The sequence below is a fragment of the Pseudomonas sp. P9_2 genome (assembly GCF_034008255.1).
In the GTDB taxonomy this organism is placed as follows: Bacteria; Pseudomonadota; Gammaproteobacteria; order Pseudomonadales; family Pseudomonadaceae; genus Aquipseudomonas; species Aquipseudomonas synxantha_A.
Genome location: NZ_CP125376.1, coordinates 3,976,587 through 3,996,584, shown reverse-complemented (window position 1 = coordinate 3,996,584; position 19,998 = coordinate 3,976,587). Strand labels below are relative to the sequence as shown.

The following is a 19,998-nucleotide window of genomic DNA, read 5'->3' as shown; positions in this document are numbered from 1 at the left end:
CACAGAAGCGATCAATCCCGGGTGCCGGTCATGCTCTGCAATACCCCATCGCGGCGGATCAACCCGTGGAACAGCGCCGCCGCCAAGTGCACCAGCACTGTCAGGAACAACAGGTAGGCAAGGTAGCCGTGAGCCTTGCGCAACAGCGCAAACAACGGCGCATTCGCCCCTACCAGCGCTGGCAGTTGCACAGAACTGCTGAGCATCACCGGGTCACCGGCGGCCGAAATCATCGCCCAGCCCAGCAGCGGCAACACCAGCATCAACGCATACAGCAGCACATGGGAAGCCTTGGCCGCCAGCACTTGCCACATCGGCAAATCGGCTGGCAACGGCGGTTGCCGGGTGGTAAAGCGCACGACCAAACGCACGAGCACCAGGGCCAGGATCGCAATACCCAGCGGTTTGTGCAGGTGGATCAGCCATTCATGGCGTTCCGACACCGACGCCGCCAATCCCGCACCAATAAACAGCATGGCAATGATCATCAGCGCCATCAGCCAGTGCAACAGACGCGCCAGCGGTGCAAAAAAACGCGGTTGAGCATTCATGGCTTCGACTCCTGAGGGGTGCTGTGCAACGGGCTGACTTCACCCGCACGGCGCAGATACGAACTGGCATACGCGGCGGAGCGTGCGGCCAGCAGCGGGTCGTTGGAGGCCTCGATACCGCTGGGCAAAATCAGCGGGTCAAAGTTGATATCACGGCAATCACCGTCTGCCTGCGGCTGGCTGCTTTGCAGTACCAGAGTGCCGGCGTTGAGCTGCGTATGCGGGCCGGTCCAGGTCTTGCTCGCGTCATCCAAGGGGTCGCCGGGGTTGGCCAGGGTCATGTTCAACTGCCAACGCAAAGGCCCGGCGGCCAGGCGCTGCACCAAATCCTGTTCCAGGAAGTCACTGCCCGACGGCGCAGCATCACCCGCCGCGTCCTGGCTTTGCGGCACCACGCTCCACCGCACGGCCTGACGCTTGCCACCTTCGCCCACCAGGTAAAACGCATTGATGCCGTTGTAGGTTTGCGTCGCATAACTGGCCGATGGCTTGGCAGTCTTGACCCAGGCCAGGAACGGCGCCGTCTCCGGGTGTGTGGCAAAAAACGCCGGCATGTTCGCAGGGTTCGGCTTGCCAGTGGCCGGGTCTGGCGCACCCGCCTTGAGCAGCTGGTAGAACGCCTCGGGCGTGCCCACCGGAAACACCGGCATACTGTTCATTCCCGTTCGCCACTGCTGGCCGTTTGCCTGGCTGAATTGCACGGCAAAACTGCGAATCGGCACACTGCTGTCCGGTGCATAGGGATTGCCGCTGGGCAAGGCAAACCGGCCAATCACCGGGGTCTTGGCCGCGCTGAACACCTGGGCGCTGGAGTAGGCACGCGCCTCTGTGCTCGCCTCGAAGTAACCCGCCACACATACACCTTTGGCATGATTGCGGCGAAAGCCCGGGTGTACGCCGTTATTGGTTTCCAAGGCATTGACCAAGGTCTTTGGCCGCAGACGTTGTGGGTCGAGGGTGCCGTTGACGTAGGCAAATGCAACCACCAACACTGCCACCACGCCCCCTATACACGCCAGCCTGACGAGCAGACTTGTAGTACCAAGAGGCGGACGCGGCGGTAAAGAGTGATCAACCATAGAAGCTCCAGGGCCCGAGGCCGCAGGGGGAAAGTGTTATGAGACGAATCCCACGTAGGCTTATTCCCCCTTCACTGTAGTTTCTTTGTAGTCAACACGTGGCCAGATCGAGTGCCGGCTAGGGCTGATTAAACAAGGCCTGCCGCTTGTGAAGAAATGCCTGCATTCCTTCTTGCTGATCAGGCGTGGCGAACAGGCCATGAAACAACCTACGCTCCTGACGCACACCTTCGTGCAACCCGAGCTCCAGAGAATGCTCCACCGCCTGCCGCGCTGCACGGGTGGCCGTTCGCGAGAAGGAGGCAATTTGTGCAGCCACCGCCATCACCTCGTCCAGCAAGTTCGCAGCCGGGTAAACCCGCGACACCAACCCCGCCTGCTCTGCTTCCGTGGCGGTCATTGACCGGCCAGTCAACACCAGGTCCATGGTCTTGGCCTTGCCGATCAGCCCGGTCAACCGCTGGGTCGCGCCCATGCCCGGGATGACGCCTAGCTTAATTTCCGGCTGTGCAAAGGTGGCGGTGTCAGCAGCGAAAATCATGTCGCACATCATCGACAGCTCACAGCCTCCGCCATACGCATAGCCCGCCACTGCGGCAATCGTCGGGGTGCGCAAACGGGTGAAGCCCTCCCAACCGACGAAGTAGTCTTCGTTGAGTACGTCCAGATAGGACTTGCCGCTCATCTCTTTGATATCGGCCCCTGCCGCGAAGAACTCTGCGGTGCCGGTAATGACAAAACACCCAATCCGAGGGTCTCGATCCATTGCTTCCAGATGACTGATCAACTCAGTCATCAGCGCCGAACTCAGCGCATTCTTGACTTCAGGACGGTTGAGCTTGACCAGGACCACTCGATCATGACGTTCCACAAACACGTTCATAGGCATCTCCACTGATTGATGTCGTTCACACTTGGGTCTGTCTCAGGAATCCCAGATCGCGCCATGGGCGGGTATTCCCCGAGCTTCCAACTCTTGCACCAGACGCTGGGTCACCGTTTGGTTGGCAATACAGATCACGGCTTCTGCACCAAAGGCTTGCACTGCGCCATAAGCCAACTGAACCAGATCTGGCTTGCCGCGCTCATCGGTGTCCCAGATCAATGCGCAAGGCTGGGCGCGCAGAATTTCCTCCACCAGTTCATCGCCATAGGTCTTCCTCGGGCTACGGGCACACCAGATCAACTGAATCGGTACCTGAGCCGCCAGCAGATGCGGCATGACAGGCCCGATGCCGCTGCCAGTGGCGATGTACACCACCGACTTGAACAGGGTTTCTACATTGGCAACACCCGCTGTGGTGATGCCCTTAACCCACACATAGCGCGGCAAGTCCTCGATAAATCGCCCGGTCCAATCCCCTGCGCGGGAAATTATCAGGCGGAAACCCGCCTCGTGTGGCGTGGGAATATTGGCAAAGGAATGCCACTCCAGCAGTGGGTTGCGGCTGATCGCGGTGGATGAACCGGCGAACGGTGTGGTGTGGCTCAAACGCGTAATCACCGCATGCCCGGAAGGCCGTGCGTGTACAACAGCCACCTTGCGCAGCCGCAGCCAGGGCAGCAGGACGCTCAGGGTCAGCACTGCCAGCATCCAAAACGTAACGCTGTGCAGCAGGCTCGACGTGGTCAGTAACGTTTGCCACCAGAACAACAGCAACGCACTCAAACCGCCAAACCGATGAACGCGTTCAAACCCATTGTGGAACCGGCCTCGAATACGTGGTTGAGCCATGACCACCATGAGCAGCAATAAGCTGAGCAGCATAACGCTGACCCCTAACTCGGCCACCGAAACACTGTCAGGTTGTTGCAGGTAACGCGTAACCTGCACGCCAACCAGGGCGGCAAACCACCCAGTGGCCGCAAAGGCTGCGCCACTGTGCAGCCCACCGAAGTGGTACACCTTGGCCGCGCTACGCCGCACCTGTAAGGGCCATGTAGGTGGTACTCGCGTTGCCAGCCAGAACAGCCCATTGATCACGTATTGCTGGCGAACGAGAATGGCAACCGACAGGTTGATCAGTACCATGTCCGACAGCGTCTGAACCGTGATGGCGTGCAGGTCCACAGCCAACAGCAAAAACACCAGGTTGCCCATCAGCGCGGTGGCTGCCAGGCGGTTGTAACAGGAAAACATCGGCAGTGACGTCCAGCGACGCCAAAGCGCAGGCTTGGGCGGTACAACGGTACGGATCAGCGTATCAATCATGGCCGGGCTCCCCGGTCGCGAGCGCCTGCACCGCCAACTGGTTCTCCCGGGCCGTTTGCAGTAACAATGCCTTATCGATCTTGCCCCTCGCGGTCAGTGGAAAATGCTCCACTGCGTAGATGGACTGAGGCACGCAGTAATAGGCCAAACGCTGTTGGCACGCGGTTTGGCAAGCTTCGATGTCAGTGCTGGCAGGCGAAACAAAGGCCACCAACGTGCGGCTGTCCAGCTTCAAAGTGACGGCGCGCATGCATCCAGCGCCGGCCTCCAGAGCCGCCGACACCGCATCCAGTTCCACGCGAAAGCCACGGACTTTCACTTGGTCATCCACGCGCCCTAAGTGTTCGAGCTGGCCGTCTCCCACCCAGCGCCCCAAATCTCGTGTGCGGAACATCATGGCGTCGCCACCGAGAAAGGGATCCGGACGGTATCGCTGCTGGGTCAATGCCGTATTGTTCAGATAGCCTGCTGTCACACCCGCACCACCGGCCCACATCTCTCCCGTTTCACCCAAGGCACAGGCACGCCCCTGCTCATCGAGCACATAGACAGTGTTATTGGGGGTTGGCCGGCCAATAGTCAGTAGCGTGCCTGGTACATGCCGATGCAGCGTGTTGACGATGGTCGTCTCGGTAGGACCGCAGCCGTTGTAGAACGTACAGTGCTCGGCCCACCGATCCGCCAGGGCCTGGGAGCAGGCTTCTCCAGCCACTGCAACGAGGTTGAGGTGGGGACACTGTCGAGGCTCAAGGGTGGCCAGTATCGAAGGCGTTGCGATCAACACATTGCACTGGGCGGCCGTCTGCGCGATGTCTTTGCCGCGAATCAGCAAGGTCGCACCATGAGCCAGGCAACCGAGTATTTCCCAAGCCGCCATGTCAAAGCCGATATTGAGAATCTGCCCTACGGTACGACCCGGTGCCATACCCATCCGCCCAGGTTCAGTGAGCAGAATGTTGCATACGTTACGGTGGCTGACACACACGCCGTTAGGGCGCCCTGTGGTTCCAGACGTAAACAGTACAAAGCACAGATCATCCGGGCCAGCACCGACACGTACGCAATCATTGTCTTCAGCCAGCCATGGCGTTTGAGCAATGAACGTATCCAAATTGAGGCAGCGATGGGACGCGTCTGCCGGAATGCGCTCCACCAGGCTCGATAAGGTCAGAATCACCGGGCTGGTCAATGATTCGAGGACCATGCCCAATTGCAGGGTGGGTACGATTCTGGCGTCCTGAGGGACATACGCGGCGCCAATCTTCAACACCGCCAGGAGCCCGACCAGCATGGGAATCGAGCGCTCGACGAACAATCCCACCGTGTCCCCACGCTTAACACCCAGCCCAAGCAGATGCTCAGCCAATCGATTGGCTTGTCGGTTGAGTTGTTCATAGCTGATACGTTGGCCCGCGCATACCGCAGCGGTCGCTTGGGGTGCCAGCCTCGCTTGCGCTTCGAAGGCGTGGTGCACGTTGGCGTAGGTGGCTCGGGTTGAGAGGCCACAACCCCATTGCTCAAATAAAACCCGCTGCGCGGCAGGCAAATGAGCCAGCGAGATGCAGGAAAAAAACTGTTTATCACTCGGCAAACACGTCATAAGCACCCTCTCACTATTCAACTGCCGGCTGAATGCCGACAGATACAAGGGTGGATAGAGGGCTGCGCACGAGATTACAGACTCTCAAGGTATACAGACGCTTCCCACGTATTAGCCGGGAAGTTTCTTTGCGCAAAGCGTGGAATAACCTACAGGGACCAACGTCTACTTCAACACAAGTGAGTAGACTCATCCCCATGCATGAACTCGACGAACAGTTACGCGAACTCATCCCCAGGTTGCGGCGTTTTGCTGTGTCGCTGACGCGCAACAGCAGCAGCGCCGATGACCTGGTGCAGGCGACCCTGGAGCGGGCGATCATCGCCTGGGCCGATAAGCGTATCGAAGGCGACCTGCGCGCCTGGCTGTTCGCGATCCTTTATCGACAGTTCCTCGACGCCCACCGCCGCAGCCGACGCTATGCACGTATGCTCGAATTCTTCACCGGGCGCGATGATGCGCAACCTTCGGTGGAGCGCACAGTGATGGCCCAATCCACCCTGCAAGCCTTCGACCAACTCAGCACCGAACAACGCGCCCTTTTGCTGTGGGTGTCCGTGGAGGGTTTGAGCTACAAGGAAGTCGCCGAGATCCTTCAGGTACCCATCGGCACCGTGATGTCGCGCCTGTCCCGTGCGCGCCAAGCGTTGCGTCAGCTCAGCGATGGCGAAATTGCCGGCCCTGCCCTGCGGAGACTCAAATGATCAACCTGCCCCCCAGCGAACGCGATTTGCATGCCTACATCGATCACCAACTGCCGGACAGTGACCGCCGCGTGCTTGAAACCTGGCTGGCCAACCACCCCGAAGCGGCCGCCCAGGTACACGCCTGGCAACAGGACGCGCAATTATTGCGGGCATCCTTGAGCGGCACCCTGCAGCAGCCGAGTAATCCGGCACTGGACCCGGCGTTGATCCGTCAGCGTATCAAGCGTCAGTCCCGCCGCCACCTCGCCAGCGCGGCGGTGTTGCTGATTGCCGTGAGCCTTGGCGGGCTTGGCGGCTGGCACGCCCGCGAAGCCACCCAACCACAGCCGCTGCCGATGACCGATGCCATGCAGGCTTACCGTCTGTTTGCCCAGGACGGCGTCATGCCCGCCGACTACAACGACGACGGCAGCGGCACTATGCAAGCCTGGCTCGACCGCTTTTTCAATCAAGCCCATCGCCTGCCCGACCTGAGCCAGGCAGGCTTCAAGCCGGTCAGCGGGCGCCTGCTCACTACCGATCAGGGGGCAGCCGCCATGGTGCTGTACCAAGACCCCCAAGGCCGACGCATCAGCTTTTATATCCGCCCGCCGGGACCGAACAACGGCTTCCTGCCCCGTGGCAGCCGCAGCGCCGACGGTTTGCAGGCCGAGTACTGGTCGGGCGGCGGCTACAACTACGCAATGGTCAGCCCGGCAGACCAGCCCGCCCCGGCGCTGATGAAGTTCTAGAAACCCACGTCCAGCACCACGTTGTCCAGGTAGGTGCCGCCGGGGGGTGTGGGCTGGTCGGTGTAGATGCGTGCGTTGTAGTTAAATACCTGGCTGCCGATGCCCAACCCATTGCCAGGGTTGACCTCTGCTGTGGAACTGGCCCGCCGCGCCGCGCCGACGCTGCCCCAGCGCGTGGTGCCGGCGCTTTTGAAGAGGTCATAGGCCAGGTAGTTGCTGCCGGAAACCATGCGTCGGCGCCCGCCGACACTGATCGGGTTCTGGCCATCGCTCAAGCCCACGGTGTAGGCACTGCCCTTGGTGCAGGCGATATTGATGGTCTGGCCGGTCACTGCGGTAAACCCACTGACCACCGGCGCGCTGCCAAAGCTGATATTCGGCGCGGTGATCTGGCAGTCATTGGTCACGGTCATGCTGACGGTCAGGCTTGCCGTGCCGCTGCCCGTGTCACGCCCCAGGCAAATGCCGCCAATGCCGATCCCCGAGCAATAATTCCACACCCAGGCGATGTTCAATGTCTCGGTGTACAGCCCCGCTGCGATATTGCTGCCGGTAATGCTGCTCAGGTACAACGGCACGGTTTTCGCCCCGGGCCCGGCGATCAGGCCAATGCTCTGGGCAATGCCGCCCGCGCCCCCAAAATCGAATTGGGTGCCGCGGGTGATGGGATAACTGGTGCTGTTGTTGCCATAAATCGTGTAGCCAATCACATCACCGGTCGGCCCGACCATGCCAGCGGTGGACGAGGTGATCGTAGCGTAGAAGTGGTCGGTGGACACCAGCAGCGAAATCAACGCCTGGGTGCAACTCAATCCGGAGTTGGTGGTAGAGCTGGTTTGCGCGGCAGTGCGGACCGTCATCGAGCTGATCGAACCGAAACTGGCCGGCACCGTGGAAACCACCGAACACACCGCCATAACCTGCCCGGAAAACAACAGCCCTGCCGCATACATCCATGCCTTGCCCCTCACCCGCAGTCTCCTTGCTCAACCACTCACTGGCACACCAACGGCCCGATCAGGGGCACGTCCTGTTGTTGCTCATCGATGTCGAATGTCGCCTGGCAGGTGCGCCCCTCACTGAGGGTGACCTGCAAGGTATTGTGGGCGCTGAGGTTTTCCAGATAGACCAGCCCATCCCACCCCACCACCGCCTGGGTGTTGCTTTGCTCGTGCACCACCAGGCTGCCCAGCGGTAGCTCCTGATGCTGGCGATCCACCAGGGTGATACTGGCGGCGAGCACCCGGCGCAGCGGGAACTCCAACAGATAGCCGCTGCCCCGGCGTACCGACACGCGCTGCTCCACATTGGGGCTCTGCACGTTCGCCGGCAGGTTCAACGGGTCAATTTCATATTTGCCGCGGTAATACGCGCTGCTCCATGGCACCAGCAAATGACCGTTGCGGTCGGTCTGGCCCACCAGCTGGTTTTCGTAGCGCACTGGAATCCCGGCAAACCCCTGGGTACTCACCACCACAAACGCGTCATTGATACGGTTGGCAGCAAAGGTTTCGCCGCCCATCCACACCAGCGAGCCGCTGGCATCCGCCCAGCGCGTTTGGGCGTCGCTGCTGCCGTACACGCCGGCCTGCAACTGCACTGACTGCAAGCGCCAGGTCAGGTCGGCCTGCCGATAGCTTGGCGCATCGCCCTGGGCATAGCCGAGGTTGTAGCCCACGCCGCCTTCGCTGGGCACCGCGCGGCTGTAGTTGATGCGCTGGCGACTGGCGCCGTCCTTGCTGCGCTCGGTGCTCAAGGCCAGACTGCCGTTGAGGTCGAACGGGATCACCAGTTGCGCCTGCATGGCCCAGTTGCTGTCGCCGATTTCGCGGTTGGCCGACAGGTAGAAGCTGGTGTTGCGCCACAGCGGTTTGCTCCAGCTGAGGTTGAGCAGGCGCGTGCGCGAATCGTCTGCCGCCTGCACGTCGAAATACCCCAGGCCCAGGCTGCCGAAACGTTGAAGGTTGAGGCTCAGCGTCACCTGCTCGCTACGCTTGCTGAGGCTGGCGTAAGGGGTGTCGACCAGGGTCAGGTCAGCGTAGTCATCACGCCGTTCAACGCGTTGGTACATCAGGCTGTAGCGCGTGCTGTTGTACTGGTAGCCAAGGCTGAGTTGCTGGCCGCTGCGGCTGTCGAACTGGCTCTGGCTGAGGGCGGTATTGAGCACGCCGAAGTTGCCCAGGCGCAGGTTGGCGCCAAGCCCGCCAAGGGTCAGGTCGCTGGATGCTTCGGCATGGCTTTCCAGGGTGAGGCTGTCGGAATAGCCATAGCGAAAGGTGCCACTGGTTACGCCCGGCCCGTAACCGAAATCGCGCAGGGTGTAGTCACGGCGCAAGGTACCGGCAGCCACGGAAAAATCCGTCAAGCCTTGTTGCAGCAAGGTGCTGGTGACGTAGAACGGCACCGTGGTCGACACCTGGCGCCCGAGGGCGTCGGTGGTCACCACGACAGCCTCCCCGGCGCCGTTGATAAATGGCACGTTGGTCAGGGTATAAGGCCCGGGTTGCAGCTGCGCGGTGTCGGATTTATAGCCGTTGATAAACAGGTCCACCGACGAGGGCACCGCCGCCTCACCGGCGAACTGCGGCAAAGGGTAAGTGACCAGGTCCGGGCGCACGGCAAAGTCCCGGGACACTTGCACCCCGCCCAGACGCACCGAGCTGCTCCAGGGCAGCGAGCCGCTGATCACGTCGCCCGCCTCGTAGGTGAGCAGGCGCTCATCATCGGAAAATCGCCAGGTGGTGTCGTAGCGCCGGTAACCGTTGCCGAGGGTACTGTCGGTGATGCCATCAGCCAGGGTCTGGCGCACCTGCCCGGTGTTGGACAAGGTGCCCCAGGTGTCGAACAGCCGCACTTCGTTCCAGGCGGCGAGGTAGCTGCCGCCGTCATCGGTGTCGTTGAAATACACGTCATAGTTGAGCAAGGCGCCGAAGCTGCTCATGACCTGGGTGCGCGGATAGGTATTGCGATTGCCGATAAACTGCGCCTGCAACCAGGATGGCGGTACATCCAGCAACAGGCGCTGGCCGTTGCTGTCGTAGTCGCTGTGCAGCCCAGGCACCTGGTCCAGGGCCACGCTGCCGACAGGCTCGCCGGGCAGTTTCATGCCCACGTCCTGCAGCGCGCTGGCGGGCACAAACAGCTGGCCGGCGCGCTGGTCGACCGCAATGATGCGGCCGGTGTCCATCTGGTTGACCACCAGTTCCAGAAACAGCTGTGCATCGGCAACTGCCTCCATGCTGCCCGGCGGCGGCGGCAAGTCGCCTGCCATCGCAGCGCCCCACAGCCCGCTTGCCACTGCCACCGACGGCCATAAACCCCGAGCCCAACCACGACTCACCATGGCGTTGTGTCCTTCAATGGACATCTCCATCCTGTTAAAACCCGGGCGTATGCCCGTAGCGCTACCTGACGGTTATCGCTTGGGCGCCAGGCTTTCCACTTGCGGCGCGCCGTTGACCCTGACCTGCAACGGCTGGTCGGCCGATACGGCATCCGGCACCGGCCAGCGCATACTCGCGCCCGGCAGCACGTAGCCGAGCAAACCTTCTACCAGCGGCCGGGTCTGCCCGCCTTGTTTGAACGACGCATCGGTGAGCCGCGCATGCACGGCGCCCTGGTTGCGCACCTCGATGTAATTGCGCCCGCCCACATTGACCTTTTGCCAGCTCAAGTCCGGCTTGCCGGCACCCTTGGGGTCGCGTTGACGCGTGGCGTCGTCCTTGCTCCACAACCCGGCGCCGTAGGCAAACAAGGGCACCGAATAGCGCATCTGGAAGCGAATCGCCGCCGCCGTGTTCTTGCCTTCCGGCGGCGCCGGCACCTGCAGCGCCGAGGGAATTTCATCGATGATGATGCGATAGGCCAGCTCCTGCCCCGGCGGTACTTCGCGGGTTCTGGTCAGGCGCACCAGTTGCTTCTGGCCGGGCTCGATTTTGGCCACCGGCGGGCTGCCGATCACGTCGCGCTGGTTCTGGTACTGCTCGTCGAAGCCATTCTGGCTCCAGGCAAATACGCGGATCTGCAGGTTGGCCGTCTCCGTGCCACGGTTCTCCAACCACAGCGCGCTGGCCTGTTGGTCGGCCTCCAGCACCGGGTCGATGGGCCAGATCAGCACCGAACTGGCCGCCTGCACCAGCCCTGCGCCACACAAAAGCCCCAAGGCAATACCCGCGGCCCACCACCGCCGGGAAGTTGAATGCATAAATCCACTCCTCAATACCGTTAGCCCTACCACGACAGCTGCACCTGCAGCGTGTCGCTGTACGTCCCCCCAGGCTGATTGCCCGGTAATACCACCCGCCCGTAAATCGGCAGGCTGATGTTGTTGGCATCGCTGTAAGTCACGCTGACGCTCTGGCTGACGCCCAGGCTCTGGCTGAACGCCGCGTCGCGAAACAGTTGATAGGCCACCCGCGCGCTGCCGCTGTTGAGCTGCAAGTTACGCCCGGCGCTGTTGTGAAGGCCGCCATCCACACTCATGCTCAGCGCCACCCCCGGTGTGCATTGCAAGGTCACACCGCCGGTAAGGGCTGCCGTGACCGTACCGGTGGCCAGTGCCGAGTAGCTGCCATAGGCCAACGCGCCGTAGTTGGAACCACCGCCCACGATCAGGCAACCGGGAGTAATGGTCGCGCTGACCTGGAAGCTCTGGCTGGTCACTGCCGACAACGGCAACGGCAGCGCCAATCCACAAGCCAACCCCAGCCTGAGCCACAGGGTCAGAACGTCAGCTCCACGGCCACGGTATCGGTGTAAGTACCTGCCGGCAGGCCCGCCTTGCCCACCGCGCGACCGTAGAGGTTGACGGTCTGCGCCACACCGGTACTGGTGGCGAGCGTCACCACGCCATCGATCGCCAACAGCGCTGAATGCCCGCTGTCGGTGTAGAAATCGTAGGGCACGAAGTTACCCGCCCCATCGGCCAGCGCACGGGTGCCACCCGGCGAGGCACCATCATGGGCGCCGGCACGCACCTTCACCGCAGGCGTGGCGCCGGCTGAACACAGAATCGACAGCGCCCCGCCGGTGCCGGTGCCGCCCAGCAGTTGGGCGTCGGCATTGGTAAACAGGCTGTTGGTGGTGCCGAAGTTCAAGCTACCGAAATTCAGCCCGGTAGCCGCCCCGGAGCCGTTGACCTGGCAACTGGCGATCAAGGTCAGGCTCGAACTGATCTGCCCGGTGACCGTGGTCGCCGCATTCAGGCTGGAGGCCAGCACCAGGCCCAGGGCACACACGCCCATTCGCGATACGAGTACATGCATGATATCCATCCTCATGGTTTACCAATCCAGAGTCACCGTCAGGGTGTCTGTGTAGATGCCGGCCGGTAGGGCCCTGGTATTCGCCACCACGGAGCCGAATACCGGGATGGGTACCTGTGCGCCCTGGGTCACGACGAAATTGCGTTGCTGGCCGATGCGGTAGGCACTCTGGCCCAACGCATCGGCCGATAGCCGATAGGGAATGGTCTGACGCCCGTTGCTCAAGCGGCGCGTGGTACCGTCGCCATGGGCGCCACCGTCGATGGTCACGGTAAAACTGCTGACCAACGACGGGTTGCAGGACACCGACAGCGGCGCTTTATCGCCATCGGAAATGGTCGCGCCCAAGGTGTCGTTCCAGGTCGGCCCCTGGCTGCCGAAATCCAACAGCGCAGTGCCACCGTCCGGAGTCACCGGCGCACGTTCCACGCCTTTGCTGACTTCGCAACTGGCGGTAATCACCAACCGTGCGTGAATCTGCCCGTTGGCCACAGCCGCCTGCGCGTCCTCGGCCAGCAACAGCAGGCCGCCCAAGGCCGCGATGGCCAGATAGCGGCTTACCATGTGACCGTGACCTTGAGCAGGTCGGAATAACGCCCCACCGCAGGGATGTCTTTGAGCGGTTCAATGCGGCCATACAACGGCAAATCAACCGAGCCGGTGTCCGGTACGCGGCCGCTGACCGGCACGTCCACCGGCAAGGGGATCAACCGGGCTGCGTCGGCATAAATGCGATAAGGAATGGGCTTGCTTAAGGGCATCGCATTACTGAGGTAACGCACTTCGCCCACGCCACCGTGCAGGCCGCCGTCAACGCGCATTTGGTAAGGCGTGTCGGGGTTGCACTCCAGGCGCGGCTGGCGCTGGCTGATCAGGGCCGCACTCAGGGGGCCGGCCGGGTCATCCAGACGCGGGCCGCTGCCGAAATCCAATACGCCAAGTTGCTCGATGCCCGCAGTGCGAGTGGTGCCCACCAACTGGCAACCCCGCTGCACGTCGATACGCACCTCCACCTGGAGTTGCGCAGCAGAAGCCGTGTTGCAGAGCATCGCGCCCATGACAGCCAATACCGCCGGTCCCTTCACTGCCCCAATTCCTTATACAGGGGTAACAACCTTGTATGAGGTTAGCCAGTTAACGCGAAAGTGCCAGTTTGCAAGGCTCGGCGCCCTTCACTGTTGGTCAAATGGCATCAAGCGTCCTACAGTAAGCGACCACCGCAATACAGAGTGATTATTCTTGGCCGTGCTTGCCCTGTTCCAGCGCCTGCTGGGTAAAAAAACCGACGCCTGGTGTGCCTCGCCCATTCCTGCCTATTTTCAGAAAAAGGCCGAACAACAGGGCTACACCCTCAGTGACGGCCAAATCCGGGCGATTACCGCCCTGAATCGGCAGGCCCAGCACCTGCTTAATGGCCAGGCCACGCGCAGCCTGTACCTGCACGGCCCGGTAGGTCGCGGCAAGAGCTGGCTGCTGGAAGGGTTTTTCCAGGCGCTGCCCATCGCCGAGAAGCAACGCGTGCATTTCCACGACTTCTTTGCCCGGCTGCACCAGGGCATGTTTGTGCACCGCGAGCATGAGGATGCCTTGGGCGTCACTCTGGATCAGTTGCTCGCTGATTGCCGTGTGCTGTGTTTTGACGAGTTCCATGTGCACGATATCGGCGATGCAATGCTCATCAGCCGCTTGTTCAAGGCCCTGTTCCAACGCGGCGTGCTGGTATTGGTAACGTCCAACTACCCGCCCGAAGGGTTGCTGCCCAACCCGCTGTACCACGAACGATTCAAACCGGTGATCGACCTGATCGCCGCACGCATGGACGTGCTGCAAGTCAGCGCGCCCCAGGACTTTCGCAGCCTGCCCCAGGCCCACGCCCAACAACGTTTCACCCGCGGCCACTATGTGTGGCCGGGTACACCGGCGCAGCGGGAAAGCCTGGGTGTGCCTGCCACCAATGGCCCGGCGCAAACCCTGACGGTTGGCAATCGGCAGTTGCTGTGCCGAGACCATCAGGCGCGGACCATCCTGTTCACCTTCAACGACCTGTGTGAACAGCTCACCGCCGTGATGGATTACCTGCTGCTGTGCCAGGACTTCGACCACTGGATCATCGACGGTCTGCCGCAGTTGGCCGAATGCCCTATCGCCGTGCAACAGCGTTTTATCAACCTGGTGGACGTGCTCTACGATCAGGACAAACACCTGACCCTCATGGGTCACCAGCCGCTGGATAAAGCCCTGGAAGGCCAGGCCATCGACCTCGCCCGCACCGCCAGTCGCCTGCGCCAATTGCACATGCTCTGCCCGCAAACCGCGCCCGAGCCGCTATCATGAGCGCCTTTTACGCCCCCTTCCGAGTGCCGCGCTGCTCATGAATACCCTCGCCCAACTCAAGGCCGGCCAATTAGCCGGCGCCAAGCGCCTGGACCTGGCCTGCGGGCTGACGGAGTTCCCCCGGGAAATCTTCGACCTGGCCGACTCCCTGGAAATCCTCAATCTCACCGGCAATGCCTTGAATAGCCTGCCCGAGGACCTGCACCGCCTGACGCACCTGCGTGTGCTGTTTTGTTCGGACAACGCGTTTACCGAGCTGCCGGCGTGCCTGGGCCAGTGCGCGAACTTGAGCATGATCGGCTTCAAGGCCAACCAGATCGGCCACGTGCCCGCCGCCGCCCTGCCGCCGCAGTTGCGCTGGCTGATCCTCACCGACAACTGCATCAGCCAATTGCCCGATGAACTGGGTCAGCGCCCGCTGCTGCAAAAGTTGATGCTGGCCGGTAACCAGCTGACGCAATTGCCGCAAAGCCTGGCCCACTGCCAAAACCTGGAGTTGATCCGCATCGCCTCCAACCGCTTGACCCACCTGCCGCAGTGGCTGCTGACGCTGCCGAGCCTGACCTGGCTGGCCTACGCCGGCAACCCGGTGGAAATGGCCGTGACAGTGACGGGCGAAGATGGGACGCCGAACATTCCCTGGTCTGAACTGGAACTGGGAGAAGTATTGGGCGAAGGCGCCTCCGGGATCATTCACAAAGCAATCTGGAAACCCCAGGCGCTGCCGGTCGCGGTCAAGCTGTACAAAGGCACCATCACCAGCGACGGGTCACCGCTGCATGAAATGCAAGCCTGCATTGCCGCCGGGCTGCATCCCAACCTGATCAAGGTGCAAGGCCGTGTCATCGGGCACCCGCAAGATCAGGCAGCATTGGTCATGAGCCTGATCGACCCGAGCTACCGCAACCTCGCGGCGCTGCCTAGCCTGGCGTCCTGCACCCGGGACATCTACGAAGCCGATACCCGTTTCAGCCTCGACGTGGCGCTGCGCATGGCACGAGGCATCGCTTCGGTGGCGGCGCACTTGCACCGTCAGGGGATTACCCACGGTGACCTGTATGGCCACAACATCCTGTGGAATGCGCCGGGTGATTGTTTGCTCGGAGACTTCGGCGCGGCGTCATTCCATGCCACGGCCGACACCTTGGAAACCAGGGCGTTGCAGCGTATTGAAGTGCGCGCATTCGGGGTGTTGCTGGGGGAATTGTTGGATCGGGGTGAAGGGGCAGCAAGTGAGGATCTGGTTGAACTGCAAAAAAGCTGCTGCCAGCCCGATGTGCTGGCGCGGCCAAGCTTTGAAGAAATTGACGGCGTACTGAGCGCTATCTAACGCCGCTGGAACAATGTGGGAGGGGGCAAGCCCCCACCCGCTATGCAGTGATGGCTAGCCAGCCAGGCCGACAAACATATCCTGCACATCATCATGGTTATCCAGGCCTTCCAGGAACGCCTCGACTTCAGCCATCTGCTCATCGGTCAAACCACTGACCGGGTTCTTCGACAGGTAACCCAGCTTGGCCGACAGCACGGTAAAACCCTGCTCCGGCAAAGCTTTCTGCACGGCATCCAGGTCGGTGGTTTCGGTGATGAACAGGGTGGTGCCCTCTTCTTCACCGTCTTCAAAATCCTGGGCGCCGGCTTCGATGGCGGCCATTTCCGGATCAGCATCCGGGGTGTCCGGCGATGCTTCGATCAGGCCGACGTGGTTGAAATCCCAGGCCACCGAGCCGGAAGCGCCCAGCTGTCCCTTGCGGAACGCCACGCGGATTTCCGCCACGGTGCGGTTGATGTTGTCGGTTACGCACTCAACGATCAGGGGCACCTGGTGCGGGGCAAACCCTTCGTAGGTCACGCGGTGGTATTGCACGGTTTCACCGAGCAGACCGGCGCCCTTCTTGATCGCACGATCCAGGGTTTCCTTGGGCATCGAGGCTTTCTTGGCCTGCTCGACCACCAGGCGCAGGTGCGCGTTGGTCGCGGTATCGGCGCCGTTGCGGGCGGCGATGGTGATCTCTTTCACCAGCTTGCCGAAAATCTTGCCCTTGGCATTGGCTGCCGCTTCTTTATGTTTGACTTTCCACTGTGCGCCCATGACTCACTCTCTACTTTCCATGGCGCCGAAACGTCTACTGGCCGGCGCTTTGGGGGCAGAGTTTATAGCGCAAGAACACGCTAATCCACCAAAAAACCGGCCAGGTGCCTCAGGTGCGCAGGGGTTTGATGGTGGCACTGCGATCCGGGATGAAGTCCCCCACCTGCGCCAGAACAGCGGGCCTGGCGTTCCAGTAGGGCATCAATACCAGTGAAGAAAACAGCGCCGCGCCGGCAAACACGATAAACACCGTGACGGTATCGAAGTAGCCCGGCAGCAAGCCGCCCAGGATCGCGCCCACCGAACCGCAACCATTCACAAACCCTGCCGCCGTGGCGCCGGCTTTGGCAGTGCCGAAGTCAATGGCAGCGGTGCTGCTGATCATCGAGTCGGGGCCGTACAGGGTCAGGCCCATGACAAACAGCAAGGCCATCACCAGCACCACACTGCCGGTGTGCAGCGCACCCATGAACAACGCCAGGGCCACGGTCAACGCCAGCAGGCTCAGCACACAGGCCGGCATACGCCGGGCGCCGAACAGTTTGTCGGAAGCCAGGCCGATCAGTACCGGCCCGAGCAAACCGGCCAGCTCGAACGCGGTGGGCACGATGGCCGCGCCGACCTTGCCCACCGACGGCATCTGTTCGTAGACGATCACCGGGCCCCACAGCAAAATCGCGTAACGCGCCGGCTTGAGCAGGAAATACGCCAGCCCCAGCGTCAACACCGTGCGGTTGCGCAAGATAGCGCGCAACGGTTCAAGCACACTGATGCGCTGTTCGGCGGCCCTGTCCTCGGCACTCATGAGCGGCTCGGGCTCCACCGCTGGCAAACCCACATCCTGGGGGGTATTGCGCTGGAACATAAAGAACAGCACGGCCACCACCGCCACCACCGCAGCGCTGGAGATAAACGCCGCGTGCCAACTACCGATCAGGGTGTAGGCCCACCAGCCGGCGAACGGTGAAGCGACCAAGCCGCCAAAGGCATAGCACGAACTCCACAGCCCCAACACCCGCCCACGCTGCCGGGCCGGGAAGAAACTACCGAGGTTCTTGCACAACCCCGACCAGCCGGTGGACTGCGCCAACCCCTGGATCAACATGCAGGTGACAAAGATCGGCAAGGTCGCAAACGTGCCCATCACCAGCGCGGCGGCGGCGGAAACCAGCAAGCCGCCAAGCACCACCACCCGTGGCCCGAAGCGGTCGGCGAGCATGCCCCAGGTGAACTGGCCCACGGCGTACGCGGCGAGATACAAGCCATCGAGGTTGGCCATCATCATTTTATCGAGGGGGAAGCTTGGGTCGTCGCCGATCCCCAGTTTTGCCACCGAGAAGGCTTTGCGGGTGAAATAGAACGCGGCGTACGCCAGCCAGGTGATGGCGAAAATCTGCACGCGCCAACGCTTGATGCTACCCATAGGGATATTCATGGTGGTTCTGACCTCAGGTGTGAGTGTGCCGGCAGAATCGAAAGAAAACGCCTGTTTTTTTTATGGTTGAGCACTGCAATGCCGGGCCTTGGAGGGCGCGGTATTGGTCAGATGAACGCGGTGTGCCTGCGCCCATGGCCGTCGAGGTTGTAGGACTCAACCTACGGCGGCTGAGGTGCATCAAAGCAATGGCTGACTAATAGGTAAAATCGATTTATCGTATTTCAAATATAAGCTCAGCTTGTAAGAGGACGTGCCATGTCGGTTTCCCATGCCCAACTCAAAGCCTTCCATGCGGTGGCCGTGCACGGCAGTTTTACCGGCGCCGCCGAGCGCCTGTTCCTGACCCAGCCCGCGATTTCCGACCAGGTGCGCAAACTCGAAGAGCGCTTCGGCGTGTTGCTGTTTCACCGCAACAAACGTTCGGTACGCCTGACCGACCTGGGCGAACGCCTGCTGGGCATTACTCAACGCCTGTTTGTGATCGAGGCGCAAGCCGAAGAATTGCTGCAGGACTCCCGCGCCCTGCTCACTGGCACCCTCACCCTGGCGGTGGATGCACCCGTACATGTACTGCCACAGATTGCGCACTTCTGCCGGCTGTACCCGGGAATCAGCGTGAAGATCGAAACCGGCAATACCGATGAGTCGTTGTTGCGCCTGTACAACTACCAGGCCGACCTGGCGCTGTTGGGTCGCGATGTCGACGATGCGCGCCTGCTGTCGCTGCCATTGCCCGACGATCAACTGCTGGCGTTTGTCGCCCGCAACCATCCCTGGGCCGGGCGCGAGTCCATCTGCCTGGCCGACCTGGATGACACGCCCTTGGTGCTGCGGGAAATCGGCTCAGTGACCCGTCAGACCCTGGAGCAGGAAATGCGCCAGGCCGGCCTGCGCATTCGCCCGGCGATTCAGGTTGAAGGCCGCGAAGCCGCGCGTGAAGCAGTGGTGGTGGGCATTGGCGTGGGCGTGGTGTCGGCGGCAGAGTTCGGCGCCGACGCTCGGGTGTACGCCATGCCGATCCGCGACTGCACTCAGCGCATGAAGGAAACCCTCGTCTGCCTGAAAGAACAGAGCTCACGTCGCGTGGTGGCGAGCTTTTTGGAGATCGTGCGTGACAGCCTTCACGCCAACTCGAAAAAAGCCTGAATCAAGCGCAGCGAACGGCGCCGCTCCATGCAGCCGAGCGTATGCCGGTTGAGCAGGCCATCGCCCAGGATCGGCACAGCGTGTACCCGCGGGTCCGGGCTGACCTCCATCGACGACACCACCCCTACCCCCAGTTCGGCCGCGACGGCTTCGGTCACGGCTTCACGGCTATCCAGTTCCAGCAGCACCTTGGGCTGCACATTCGCCGCCATGCACGCGTCGTCGAACGTGCGCCGGGTAATGGAACTGGGTTCACGCAGCACCATGATCACCTCATGCAACTGCGCCAGTTCAATCCCGTCGGGCTGCTTTGCCCACGGATGCGCTGCCGGCACAAGGGCGCAAATCCGTGACTCGTCCAGAGGTTGCAGGTGCAAGCCATTGCGCGGCTCCACCTCGGTGAGCACTGCCACATCGGCATGTTCGGACAGCAGCGCCGCCAGGGTTTCCTGGGCGTTGCCCAGGCGCAGGTTCACGGTAATGCCCGGGTAGCGCGAGCGCAGGCTGGCGATCATCGGCATCACCAGGTGCGGACCATCCGCCGCCACCTCCAGACGCCCAGTGAGCAACTGCCGGTTGGCCTCCAGCATGGTCTGCGCCTCATCCACCAAACCGAAGATCGCCCGGGTGATGGCCGCCAGGCGTGCGCCCTCTTCGGTCAACTCCACCCGCCGGGCGGTACGGCGCAACAGCGCAATCTGGTAATGCTCTTCAAGCGCCTTGATATGCCCGGTAACCGCCGGCTGGCTGATGAACAGCCGCGCCGCAGCACGGGTAAAACTGCCCTCGCGGGCCACGGCATCGAATGCACGCAGTTGAAACAGGTTCATAGCTATCGGCCTCA

Annotated in this window: 20 protein-coding genes; 5 read left to right on the top strand and 15 right to left on the bottom strand. The window is 61.9% G+C overall.

All coding sequences use genetic code 11. From position 1 onward, the window contains the following. Positions 1-11 precede the first annotated feature (11 nt). The 5 genes from QMK52_RS17935 to QMK52_RS17915 form a co-directional block, all read right to left on the bottom strand. Positions 12-551 (bottom strand): cytochrome b, encoded by a 540-nt coding sequence (locus QMK52_RS17935; RefSeq protein WP_005789225.1) that lies wholly within the window; start codon positions 549-551, stop codon positions 12-14. Next, the gene (locus tag QMK52_RS17930; protein ID WP_005789227.1) at positions 548-1,630 is read right to left on the bottom strand and encodes a catalase family peroxidase; all 1,083 of its coding nucleotides are present in this window, start codon (positions 1,628-1,630) and stop codon (positions 548-550) included. Before QMK52_RS17930 ends, QMK52_RS17935 begins: the two co-directional genes overlap by 4 nt. A gap of 118 nt (positions 1,631-1,748) precedes the next feature. Next, positions 1,749-2,513, bottom strand: coding sequence for an enoyl-CoA hydratase-related protein (locus QMK52_RS17925; protein ID WP_320403160.1), 765 nt, complete (start codon positions 2,511-2,513; stop codon positions 1,749-1,751). Positions 2,514-2,555: 42 nt separating this feature from the next. After that, positions 2,556-3,842: a hypothetical protein gene (locus tag QMK52_RS17920; protein ID WP_320403159.1), complete on the bottom strand. Its 1,287-nt coding sequence runs from the start codon at positions 3,840-3,842 to the stop codon at positions 2,556-2,558. Then, a complete protein-coding gene (locus tag QMK52_RS17915) occupies positions 3,835-5,442 on the bottom strand; it encodes an amino acid adenylation domain-containing protein (RefSeq protein WP_320403158.1) in 1,608 nt (535 codons plus the stop codon). The genes QMK52_RS17920 and QMK52_RS17915 overlap by 8 nt, the downstream gene beginning before the upstream one ends. Positions 5,443-5,639: 197 nt before the next feature. Here QMK52_RS17915 and QMK52_RS17910 point away from each other — a divergent pair, with 197 nt between their 5' ends. Beyond that, positions 5,640-6,146, top strand: coding sequence for a sigma-70 family RNA polymerase sigma factor (locus QMK52_RS17910; RefSeq protein ID WP_005789231.1), 507 nt, complete (start codon positions 5,640-5,642; stop codon positions 6,144-6,146). After that, the gene (locus QMK52_RS17905; RefSeq protein ID WP_005789233.1) at positions 6,143-6,880 is read left to right on the top strand and encodes an anti-sigma factor family protein; all 738 of its coding nucleotides are present in this window, start codon (positions 6,143-6,145) and stop codon (positions 6,878-6,880) included. Before QMK52_RS17910 ends, QMK52_RS17905 begins: the two co-directional genes overlap by 4 nt. Here the strand turns inward: QMK52_RS17905 and QMK52_RS17900 are convergent. The 7 genes from QMK52_RS17900 to QMK52_RS17870 all read right to left on the bottom strand — a co-directional run bounded on the left by QMK52_RS17900 (position 6,877) and on the right by QMK52_RS17870 (position 13,193). Then, positions 6,877-7,833 carry a spore coat protein U domain-containing protein gene (locus QMK52_RS17900; RefSeq protein ID WP_194440690.1) on the bottom strand — a complete coding sequence of 319 codons (957 nt, stop codon included), beginning with the start codon at positions 7,831-7,833 and terminating at the stop codon, positions 6,877-6,879. The genes QMK52_RS17905 and QMK52_RS17900 overlap by 4 nt on opposite strands. A gap of 41 nt (positions 7,834-7,874) precedes the next feature. Further along, a complete protein-coding gene (locus QMK52_RS17895) occupies positions 7,875-10,223 on the bottom strand; it encodes a fimbria/pilus outer membrane usher protein (RefSeq protein WP_320404203.1) in 2,349 nt (782 codons plus the stop codon). Between the two features lie 72 nt (positions 10,224-10,295). Further along, positions 10,296-11,084, bottom strand: coding sequence for a molecular chaperone (locus QMK52_RS17890; RefSeq protein WP_005789238.1), 789 nt, complete (start codon positions 11,082-11,084; stop codon positions 10,296-10,298). Between the two features lie 26 nt (positions 11,085-11,110). After that, on the bottom strand, positions 11,111-11,599 hold the full coding sequence (locus QMK52_RS17885; protein ID WP_032803612.1) for a spore coat U domain-containing protein: 489 nt from the start codon (positions 11,597-11,599) through the stop codon (positions 11,111-11,113). 2 nt (positions 11,600-11,601) lie between these two features. Then, positions 11,602-12,144, bottom strand: a complete 543-nt coding sequence (locus QMK52_RS17880; RefSeq protein WP_032803922.1) for a spore coat U domain-containing protein — start codon at positions 12,142-12,144, stop codon at positions 11,602-11,604. An 18-nt stretch (positions 12,145-12,162) separates the two neighbouring features. After that, a complete protein-coding gene (locus QMK52_RS17875; RefSeq protein ID WP_005789247.1) occupies positions 12,163-12,708 on the bottom strand; it encodes a spore coat U domain-containing protein in 546 nt (181 codons plus the stop codon). Continuing rightward, positions 12,702-13,193: a spore coat U domain-containing protein gene (locus tag QMK52_RS17870; RefSeq protein WP_194440693.1), complete on the bottom strand. Its 492-nt coding sequence runs from the start codon at positions 13,191-13,193 to the stop codon at positions 12,702-12,704. Before QMK52_RS17870 ends, QMK52_RS17875 begins: the two co-directional genes overlap by 7 nt. 190 nt (positions 13,194-13,383) lie before the next feature. On the opposite strand from QMK52_RS17870, the gene zapE reads away from it, so the two are divergent. Continuing rightward, positions 13,384-14,478: a cell division protein ZapE gene (gene zapE / locus QMK52_RS17865; RefSeq protein WP_005789251.1), complete on the top strand. Its 1,095-nt coding sequence runs from the start codon at positions 13,384-13,386 to the stop codon at positions 14,476-14,478. Between the two features lie 37 nt (positions 14,479-14,515). After that, complete coding sequence (locus QMK52_RS17860; protein WP_005789253.1) at positions 14,516-15,808, top strand: protein kinase; 1,293 nt, start codon at positions 14,516-14,518, stop codon at positions 15,806-15,808. Between the two features lie 54 nt (positions 15,809-15,862). Here QMK52_RS17860 and QMK52_RS17855 read toward each other — a convergent pair whose 3' ends face one another. After that, entirely contained in the window at positions 15,863-16,570 is a 708-nt protein-coding gene (locus QMK52_RS17855) for a YebC/PmpR family DNA-binding transcriptional regulator (RefSeq protein ID WP_005789254.1), read from the bottom strand. A 109-nt stretch (positions 16,571-16,679) separates the two neighbouring features. Next, positions 16,680-18,005: an MFS transporter gene (locus QMK52_RS17850; RefSeq protein ID WP_005789256.1), complete on the bottom strand. Its 1,326-nt coding sequence runs from the start codon at positions 18,003-18,005 to the stop codon at positions 16,680-16,682. Between the two features lie 258 nt (positions 18,006-18,263). On the opposite strand from QMK52_RS17850, the gene QMK52_RS17845 reads away from it, so the two are divergent. After that, positions 18,264-19,154 (top strand): LysR substrate-binding domain-containing protein, encoded by an 891-nt coding sequence (locus QMK52_RS17845; protein WP_005789257.1) that lies wholly within the window; start codon positions 18,264-18,266, stop codon positions 19,152-19,154. On the opposite strand, the gene QMK52_RS17840 is transcribed toward QMK52_RS17845, so the two are convergent. Continuing rightward, positions 19,130-19,984 (bottom strand): LysR substrate-binding domain-containing protein, encoded by an 855-nt coding sequence (locus tag QMK52_RS17840; RefSeq protein WP_005789259.1) that lies wholly within the window; start codon positions 19,982-19,984, stop codon positions 19,130-19,132. The genes QMK52_RS17845 and QMK52_RS17840 overlap by 25 nt on opposite strands. Positions 19,985-19,998: the final 14 nt, after the last annotated feature.